The sequence below is a fragment of the Mycobacterium sp. E796 genome, assembly GCF_001672815.1.
Lineage (GTDB): Bacteria > Actinomycetota > Actinomycetes > Mycobacteriales > Mycobacteriaceae > Mycobacterium.
Map to the genome: position 1 here is coordinate 1 of NZ_LZKK01000126.1, position 7,884 is coordinate 7,884.

Annotated in this window: 9 protein-coding genes; 4 read left to right on the plus strand and 5 right to left on the minus strand. The window is 70.8% G+C overall.

Annotated features, from left to right (window positions below; genetic code table 11):
* The coding region (locus tag A5706_RS10090; protein WP_156766648.1) for an anti-sigma factor antagonist at window positions 1-203 on the plus strand (203 nt) is incomplete at its 5' end.
* A gap of 34 nt (window positions 204-237) precedes the next feature.
* Window positions 238-1,323: a glutamate--cysteine ligase gene (locus A5706_RS10095; protein ID WP_068129691.1), complete on the plus strand. Its 1,086-nt coding sequence runs from the start codon at window positions 238-240 to the stop codon at window positions 1,321-1,323.
* Here the strand turns inward: A5706_RS10095 and A5706_RS10100 are convergent.
* The 3 genes from A5706_RS10100 to A5706_RS10110 are packed head-to-tail and all read right to left on the minus strand — an operon-like array spanning window position 1,310 to window position 3,846.
* Window positions 1,310-2,080 carry a sulfite exporter TauE/SafE family protein gene (locus A5706_RS10100; RefSeq protein ID WP_068129694.1) on the minus strand — a complete coding sequence of 257 codons (771 nt, stop codon included), beginning with the start codon at window positions 2,078-2,080 and terminating at the stop codon, window positions 1,310-1,312. The two genes, A5706_RS10095 and A5706_RS10100, sit on opposite strands and share 14 nt — an antisense overlap.
* Window positions 2,081-2,116: 36 nt before the next feature.
* Complete coding sequence (locus tag A5706_RS10105) at window positions 2,117-3,040, minus strand: catalase family peroxidase (RefSeq protein ID WP_068129696.1); 924 nt, start codon at window positions 3,038-3,040, stop codon at window positions 2,117-2,119.
* A 17-nt stretch (window positions 3,041-3,057) separates the two neighbouring features.
* Window positions 3,058-3,846: an SDR family NAD(P)-dependent oxidoreductase gene (locus tag A5706_RS10110; RefSeq protein WP_068129699.1), complete on the minus strand. Its 789-nt coding sequence runs from the start codon at window positions 3,844-3,846 to the stop codon at window positions 3,058-3,060.
* A gap of 145 nt (window positions 3,847-3,991) precedes the next feature.
* Between A5706_RS10110 and A5706_RS10115 the strand changes: the two genes are divergently transcribed.
* Window positions 3,992-5,536 carry a long-chain-fatty-acid--CoA ligase gene (locus A5706_RS10115; RefSeq protein WP_068129701.1) on the plus strand — a complete coding sequence of 515 codons (1,545 nt, stop codon included), beginning with the start codon at window positions 3,992-3,994 and terminating at the stop codon, window positions 5,534-5,536.
* Window positions 5,529-6,317 (plus strand): MBL fold metallo-hydrolase, encoded by a 789-nt coding sequence (locus A5706_RS10120; RefSeq protein ID WP_068129704.1) that lies wholly within the window; start codon window positions 5,529-5,531, stop codon window positions 6,315-6,317. Before A5706_RS10115 ends, A5706_RS10120 begins: the two co-directional genes overlap by 8 nt.
* Here the strand turns inward: A5706_RS10120 and A5706_RS10125 are convergent.
* On the minus strand, window positions 6,312-7,139 hold the full coding sequence (locus A5706_RS10125) for an enoyl-CoA hydratase/isomerase family protein (protein WP_068129707.1): 828 nt from the start codon (window positions 7,137-7,139) through the stop codon (window positions 6,312-6,314). The genes A5706_RS10120 and A5706_RS10125 overlap by 6 nt on opposite strands.
* Window positions 7,140-7,194: 55 nt before the next feature.
* On the minus strand, window positions 7,195-7,488 hold the full coding sequence (locus A5706_RS10130) for a hypothetical protein (protein ID WP_068129710.1): 294 nt from the start codon (window positions 7,486-7,488) through the stop codon (window positions 7,195-7,197).
* Window positions 7,489-7,884 lie beyond the last annotated feature (396 nt).

Genomic DNA, 7,884 nt, shown 5'->3' on the forward strand with positions numbered 1-7,884 from the left:
TCAGCGGCCTCGAGTTCATGGGCTGCTGCGCGTTCGCGGTGCTGGCCGAGGAGGCGAAGCGGTGTCGAGAGCGCGGCATCGAGTTGCGCCTGGTCACCTGCGAACCATTCGTCGCCCGAATCGTCGACGCCTGCGGGCTGAACCGCCTGCTGCCGGTTTACCCGACCGCGGACGCCGCGCTCGCGTCGACCGCTCGCTGGTAAGCCGACCCGAGTCAATCGGCCGATAATCGGCTGAATGAGCGGGCTTCCCACCTTCGGGGCTGAGGAGGAATTCCTCCTCGTCGACCCGCGTACCGGTGAACCGGCCCCCCGCAACGCCGCGGTGGCCGAGGAAGCCGAGCGGCGGGGAGCGACCCTGCAGCTGGAACTGAGCAGCTGCCAGGTCGAAACCAACTCCAGCGTGACAGCGACGAGCGCGGAACTGGGCGAGCAACTCACCCGGCTGCGCCGTGCCGCCGCCGAGGCCGCGGAGGCCGCCGGGGTGCAGCTGCTCGCCGCCGGCCTCCCGCCCACCACGCCGCACGAGTTTCCCGTCACCGACACACCCCGGTACCGGCGGATCGGCGAGGCGTACGGGATGGTCGCGCACGAGCAGGGCATCTGCGGGTGTCACGTGCACGTGGAGGTGCCCGACCGGGCCGCCGCGATCCGGGTCAGCAACTGGCTGCGGCCGTGGCTGCCGTCACTGCTTGCGCTGTCGGCCAATTCGCGGGTGTATCGCAACGCCGACAGCGGCTACGCGAGCTGGCGCAGCGTGCTGTGGCGGCGCTGGCCGGTGGCCGGGCCGCCGCCGTACTTCCCGGCCCCCGAGGAGTACGACCGCACCGTGCGCATGCTGATCGACAGCGAGGTCATCCTCGACCACAAGATGGTCTATTGGGACGTGCGCCCGTCGGAGAACTTCCCGACCGTCGAGATCCGGGTGGCCGACGTGCCGGCCACCGTCGACGAGACGGTGCTGCTGGCCACGTTGATCAGGGCCGCGGTGATGACGGCGCTCGACGAGCGACGCGGGGACCACGAGCGCCTGCCGCCCGCGGCGCTGCGGGCCGCGTACTGGAAGGCCGCGCACGACGGGCTCGCGGGACGCACGCTCGACCTGATCCACGGCAGCGGCGCGGTGCCGGTCCGCCAGATGTTGGGCGCGCTGGTGCAGCGGGTGCGCCCGGCGCTGGACGCGCTCGGTGAATACGACCGTGTCACAGCCGAACTCGAGCGCGTCGCCGCGCAGGGCAACGGGGCGATGCGTCAGCTGCGGGCGTGGCGAAAGCGCCACGACGTGATGGACGTCATCGCCGAGGCCGTCGTCAACCCACGGTGAGCAGGCGGTACAGGCCGATCAGCCCGACCACCACGATCGTCGAGCGCAGCGCCGTCGGCGACAGCCGGCGCCCGTAGCGGGCCCCGACGAGTCCCCCGACCAGCGAGCCCGCCGCGATCAGCCCGGCGACCGGCCAGCTAATGCGGCCGAACGCCACCAGCGAATAGCTCACCGCCGCAACGACGTTCACCACCAGGGTCAGCAGGTTCTTGGCCGCGTTCATGCGCTGCACCGACTCGGGCAGCAGCGCGCCCATGACGCCGACCAGCAGGATGCCCTGCGCGGCGGTGAAGTAGCCGCCGTAGACCGCGACGGCGAACGTCCCGAACACCAGTAAGGCCTTGCGTGCCGGCGTGATGTGTTCGGGCGAACGGCCCGCCTCTTCCGCGCGCTGCGCCGCCCACGTCTGCAGCTTCGGCCCGATCACCACGAGCACCAGCGCCAGCACCAACAGCACGGGCACGACGCGGGCGAACACCGTCGGGGGCAGGTGCAGCAGCAGGAAGGCGCCCAGCACCGCACCGGCCAGCGACGCCGGCAGTTGCCAGCGCAGCCGATCCCATTGCCCGGCCAGCTCGGCGCGATAGCCCCAGGTGCCCGACACGCTGCCCGCCACCAGGCCGACCGCGTTCGACATGGTGGCGGTGACGGGCGGATAGCCGAGGGCGACGAGCGTCGGGAAGGTGACCAGGGTGCCCGATCCGACGAGGGCGTTGATGGCGCCGGCGGCGAACCCGGCCACGACGATCAAAACCATATGGGAGAGCAGCACTCCCGCGAAGTTTAGTCGGCCTCAGACGGGCGGCGCTTCGGGCCCGCGGTCCACGCCGGTGCGCAGCTTGACCGACGCCGAATACGCGATGCTGCGGAAGTGCAGCACCGGATCGTCGGAGGGTTCGATGCCGTCGGTGACGCGCATCGGGTCGAACACGACGATGTCGCCGCCGTGCTCGCGCTGCGTGTCCAGGCCGTCGATCTGCAGCGTGCCGACCGTGACGATCTGGGTGCTCTGCCAGGCCGCCGACGGGTCGACTGTCGAGTCGTCCGGTCCGGCGATCTGGACGCGGAAGTCGAACCGGACGGGACCGGTTGCCAGGCGCGCGTTCAGTTCGTCGGTGAGAAAGTCCGGGCCGTCACTTTGGGGGGCCGGCGCCTTGGACTCGGTGGCCGGAACCCAGTGGTAGCGAACGAATCTGGCGCTGCCGTCGGCGGCGACCCAGCGGAAGGCGTGCAGGCCGTGGTATTCGATGGTGGCGTAGCTGGTCGGGACCTTGTTGGCGTCGCGCAGCACGGGCAGCGCGCCGAACAGCCGGGGATGGGTCAGGAAGTACTTGGCCATGCGCAGCGGCGTCGTCGGGCCGGGCCGCATCGCCTTGAGCAGATCGACGAATCCGTCCGGCGTGCTGGAGACGAACAGCCTGGCGGTCTGCGTCGAGACGTCGGTGGTGGACCCGTCGGGCAGCGTGAACTTCACCGCGAGCCCCCGCACCCCGGGCGCGCCGTCGCGCTGGGACGGGTTGCCCGATCCGTTGGAGAAGCGGATCAGCGCGGGCACCGTCGAGCCGTCGAGGTGCTTGGCTCGCGAAAGGCCCGCCGCATCGGGGGTCGCGGTGAACGTGCCGCGGTACAGCGTGCCTTTGGCGTGCAGGGCGCGGTAGCCCGGCTGCGCGCCGCCGGTGCCTCGAATCGCCGCGATCGCGTCGTCGGGAGTGACCATGCGCGAATCTTAAGGCGCTAGTCGGGCAAGCCGAAGAGTTTGACGACGCCGTGATCGCGACCGGCGGTGTAGCCGCCGTCGACGGCGATCGCCTGGCCGCTGACGAACGAGGCGTCGGGCGACAGCAGGAGCGCCGCCATCGCCGCGACCTCCTCGGGCCGGCCGAACCGTTGCAGGGCGTGCTCCTCGGTGATCGAGGCCAGCGGGCCCTCCATCCCCGGCAGGCCGAAAACGCCTTGGGCCATGGGGGTTTCGATGAAGCCGGGGCAGATGGCGTTGGCGCGGATGCCGCTGGGCCCGTAGTCGAGCGCGATGTTCTTGGTGAGCAGGACGACGCCGCCCTTGGCCGCGTTGTAGGAGCTGCCGCCGGCCGTGCCCTCCAGCCCCTCGATGCTGGCGACGGTGACGATCGAGCCCCGCTCCCCGTCGACGCGGGGTTGCTCGATCATCCTGGCCAGCGCCGCCTTGGCCACCAGGAACGTGCCGGTGAGGTTGATGCCGATCACCCGCTCCCATTCCTTGCGGTCGAGCAGGTGCACCGGCCCGCCTCCCGCGACGCCCGCCGCGTGGAACACGCCGTCGAGGCGGTCGGGGACGGCGGCAAACACCGCGGCGATGGCGTCCTCGTCGGTGACGTCGGCAGTGACGAAGTGGAATTCGGCCCCCAGGTCGGGTGGGGCCGCCACGTCCGCGCCGACGACGGTGCCGCCCTCGGCGAGCAGGCGCCGCGCGGTGGCCAGGCCGATGCCGGACGCCGCCCCGGTCACGACGAAGGTGCGGGACCGGGCGCGATCGGCGTTGACCATGGCAGTGATAGTGGCACACCGGCGCTCGGTGTGCGCCCACGGCGCCGCGTGTGAGCCTACGGCGTCGCAGGTGAGCCCGGGGCGGCGGACCGGCCGGATTCCCGCCCTGTGCGCACACGCAAAGCCCTCAGGGCACACTCGACGTGTGGAACACACTCACCTCGATGGGACGCTCGCCGGGTTGGTCGAGCGACACGCCCGGCAGCGGCCCGACGACGTCGCGATCCGCTACGGCGAGCGGCAGTGGTCATGGGAACAGTGGGCGTCGCGGATTCGGCGGGCGGCCGGGGCTCTGCGGGCCGCCGGTGTGCGGCGCGGCGACTGCGTGGCGTTCCTGGACAAGAACCACCCGGCCTGCCTGGAGATCCTGTTCGCCGCGGCGTCGATCGGCGCGGTGACGACCGTCGTCAACTGGCGTGTTGTGGGAGACGAGCTGGCGCACGTGCTGGCCGACAGCCGCCCGCGGCTGCTGTTCGTCGGCGCGGAACTGCGGCCCGCCGCCGAGGCGGCCGCCGCGCGGGTCGACGGCCTGGACCGAATCGTGGTCATCGACGACGAGTACGAATCCCTGCTCGCCGCAGCGCAACCCGCGCAGGCCGCCGAGGTCGACGAGGGCGAAACCGCGCTGGTGATCTACAGCTCCGGCACCACCGGGCGACCCAAAGGCGTGCTGCTGAGCCAGCGGGCGCTGGCCAATCACGCGGCGAACCTGGCGCCGGCATTCCCGTTCGGCGACGGGGACGCGAACTTGGTGGCGATGCCCCTCTTCCACGTCGGCGGAATCGGCTACGCGCTGTTCGGCATCGCGGCAGGGGTGCCGACGATCATGACCCGCGAGCCCGACGCCACGGCGTTGATCGGAGCGGTGCGGTCCGGCGCGACGCACGCGTTCTTCGTGCCACCGGTCATCGCCCGGTTCCTGGACGCCGGCGAGGCGGCGAGCGCGGCGATCGCGGGCCTGCGCTACATCGTCTACGGGGCCGCGCCGATGCCGGTGCCACTGCTGCACCGGGCGCTCGAAACCTGGCCCGAGACGAACTTCGTCCAGGTGTACGGGCAGACGGAACTGTGCGGGGCCGTCACGGCGCTCGGCGACGACGACCACCGCGACCCCGACCGGCCCCACCTGCAGCTGTCGGCCGGAAAGCCCGTGCTGGGCACGGAGATTCGGGTGGTCGACCCCGAAACGGGCGAGGTCCTGCCCGTCGGGCAGCCGGGCGAGATCTGGGTGCGCAGCAACCAGAACATGAGCGGCTACCTCAACCGCCCGGAGGCGACCGCCGAGACGATCACCGACGACGACTGGGTGCGCACCGGTGACATCGGGCGCCTCGACGCCGACGGTTACGTCTACATCGAGGACCGGCTCAAGGACTTGATCATCACCGGCGGTGAGAACGTGTACGGGCCCGAGGTGGAAAGCGTGCTGATCGAGCACCCGGCCGTCGCCGACGCCGCCGTGATCGGGGTGCCCGACGACTTCTGGGGCGAATCGGTCAAGGCGATCGTCGTCGCCACCGAGGAGGTCGACGCCGCGGACATCATCGAGTTCTGCCGCCGGCACCTGGCCGGCTACAAATGCCCGCGGACCGTAGACTTCGTGCCGTCGCTCCCCCGCAACGCGAGCGGCAAGATCCTCAAAACCGCGCTGCGCGAACCGTATTGGAAAGGTCGGGCACGAAATGTTTGACTCGCGGCGACGCGACTTTGCGATCACGGTGCTGGGCGGGCCGACGACGGTGATCGACATCGCCGGCCGCCGGATCGTGATGGATCCGACCTTCGATCCGCCCGGTGAGCATGGCTACCTGACCAAGCTCGCGGGGCCGGCGGTGGACGCCGACGCGTTGGGTCCGGTGGACGCGGTGTTGATCAGTCATGACCAGCATCCCGACAACCTCGACGACGACGGCCGCCGGATGGCGCTGGCCGCCCCGCTGGTGCTCACCAATCCCGGCGCGGCAGGGCGGCTGGGCCCGCCCGCGGTGGGCGTGCCGGCGTGGGAGTCGTATGACCTCCCGGGCGGCTCGGGTTCGCTTGCGGCGCAAGCGGTTCCGGCGGTCCACGGCCCCGCCGACGGGCAGCGCGACGCCGGCGGCCACGTCAATTGCGAGGTGACCGGATTCGTGCTGTCGGGACCCGGCGTGCCCACCGTGTACCTCAGCGGCGACAACGCCTCGATCAGCGCGGTCAAGGCCGTCGCCGATCGGGTCGGCGAGGTCGACGTCGCGGTGCTGTTCGCGGGGGCGGCGCGCGTGCCCGCGAAGGAGCACGGCCGGCCGTTGACGCTGACGTCGGCGCGCGCGGCCGCCGCCGCCGAGGTCCTCGGCGCCAAGGTGGTGATCCCGGCCCACGTCGACGGCTGGGCCCATTTCAGCGAGGGCGCCGACGAATTCGCCGCGGCGTTCGATCAGGCCGGCATCGCCGGCCTGCTGCGGGTAGCGGCGCACGGCGAATGGATCGACCTATAGCCGTCCCTCGGTGCGCAGCTCCGGGTGCACCCAGTCCGGCGAGCGGCGCTCCTTGAACGCGCGGAAGCCGTCGCGGGCCTCGGCGTCGGTGAGGCTGGCGGTCATGCCGATGCGGTCGTACAGGCCGAGGTAGTTGTCGATGCTGGACTTGATGACGCCGCGGGCGCGCGGCGCGGTCCGGCACACCTGCGCCAGCAGGTCTTTGGCCGTGGCGAGCAGCTCGTCGTGGGGCACCACCCGGCTGACCAGGCCCCAGTCGAGGGCCTCGGCGGCCGTCAGCACCCGGCCGGTGAACATCAGGTCGCGGGTGCGGACCGGGCCGATCACGCGGGCCAGCATCTGGCTGTAGTACGTGTCGGCGTAGCCGCGGAACAGCTCGGGCACCCGGAAGGTCGCGCGCTCGCTGACCACGGACAGGTCGCTGCACAGCGCGATCTGCATGCCGCCGCCCTGGCACAGCCCGTTGACCGCGGAGACGACGGGCTTGGCCGACGTGCGCACCGCGTCGAACGGCGTGACGTCCATCCCCAGCGCCGAGCCGAACGTGATCCAGTTGTCGGTGGCTCCCCCGCCGCCCATGTCGCCGCCGGGCGCGAAGACGTCCCCGGTTCCGGTGATCAGCAGCCCGGCCAGGTCCGGGTCCTCGCTGACACGCCCTATGGCGTAACGGATTCCGAAGTACATCGCCGGTGTGAGGGCGTTGCGCGCTTGGGGGCGGTCGATCGTGCAGACCGCGATCGGTCCCTGGCGTTCAAACTTCAGGTACGGGGTGCCCAGCCAGTCGCCTTCGGGCGGGCGAGGGCTGTCGTCCGGTGTCGCCACGGGGCTCCTCTTTCGCGTCGGCGCTTAACATCGCGCCCCAAGACTGTAACGCCCGCTAGACGAACTGCATCGTGACGGTTCCGATGGTCTGCGAGGCGTCGCCGACCAGCGCGGCCAGTTGGCCCTGCAGGGTGCTCGCGGCCTCGCCCACCGGCTTGTCGCAGAAGCGGCAGTGCGTCTTGAACTGCGGCTGGTCCTCTTCGTTCGGCCAGAATCGGCGCTCTCCGGCCATCGCGCCTGGGTCGTACATGACCGACTGGTGCGGGGCCTCCTTGAGGATCCTGCCCACGGGGTGGCGTTGCGGGCATTCGAGCTTCAGCACGCCGATGCCCTCTTGGTTGGCTGCCATCGTCCACCGTCCTTGTCTCTTGCTCTGTAGCGGATGGGACTAGTCGATCACGATTTCGGTCGGAGGTGCGTGGGTTCGTCGCGGGCAGGTCCGACGGCGCCCCGGCAAACGCCGAGGTCGTCGGCATCAAACTCCGAGCCAATCAAGGAAAAAGGTACGGATGTGCCACAAAACGTTGCGCAATCGATACTGAATCCCTTAACTTTGGGATCGGGGGATTTAGGTCACACGAACGGGCACGATGTGGCGCGCGTCCCAACGCGGTCTTTAGGGGAGGCGGTCGCAGAGCATGCGCTCGGCCGGCCGGTACGAAGGGATAGCTCATTGCCAGATTCAGCGACGGCCGTGCGGCCAATCAGTCTTGTGCCCGTGAACGGCACTGCGCGCGCCGTCGAG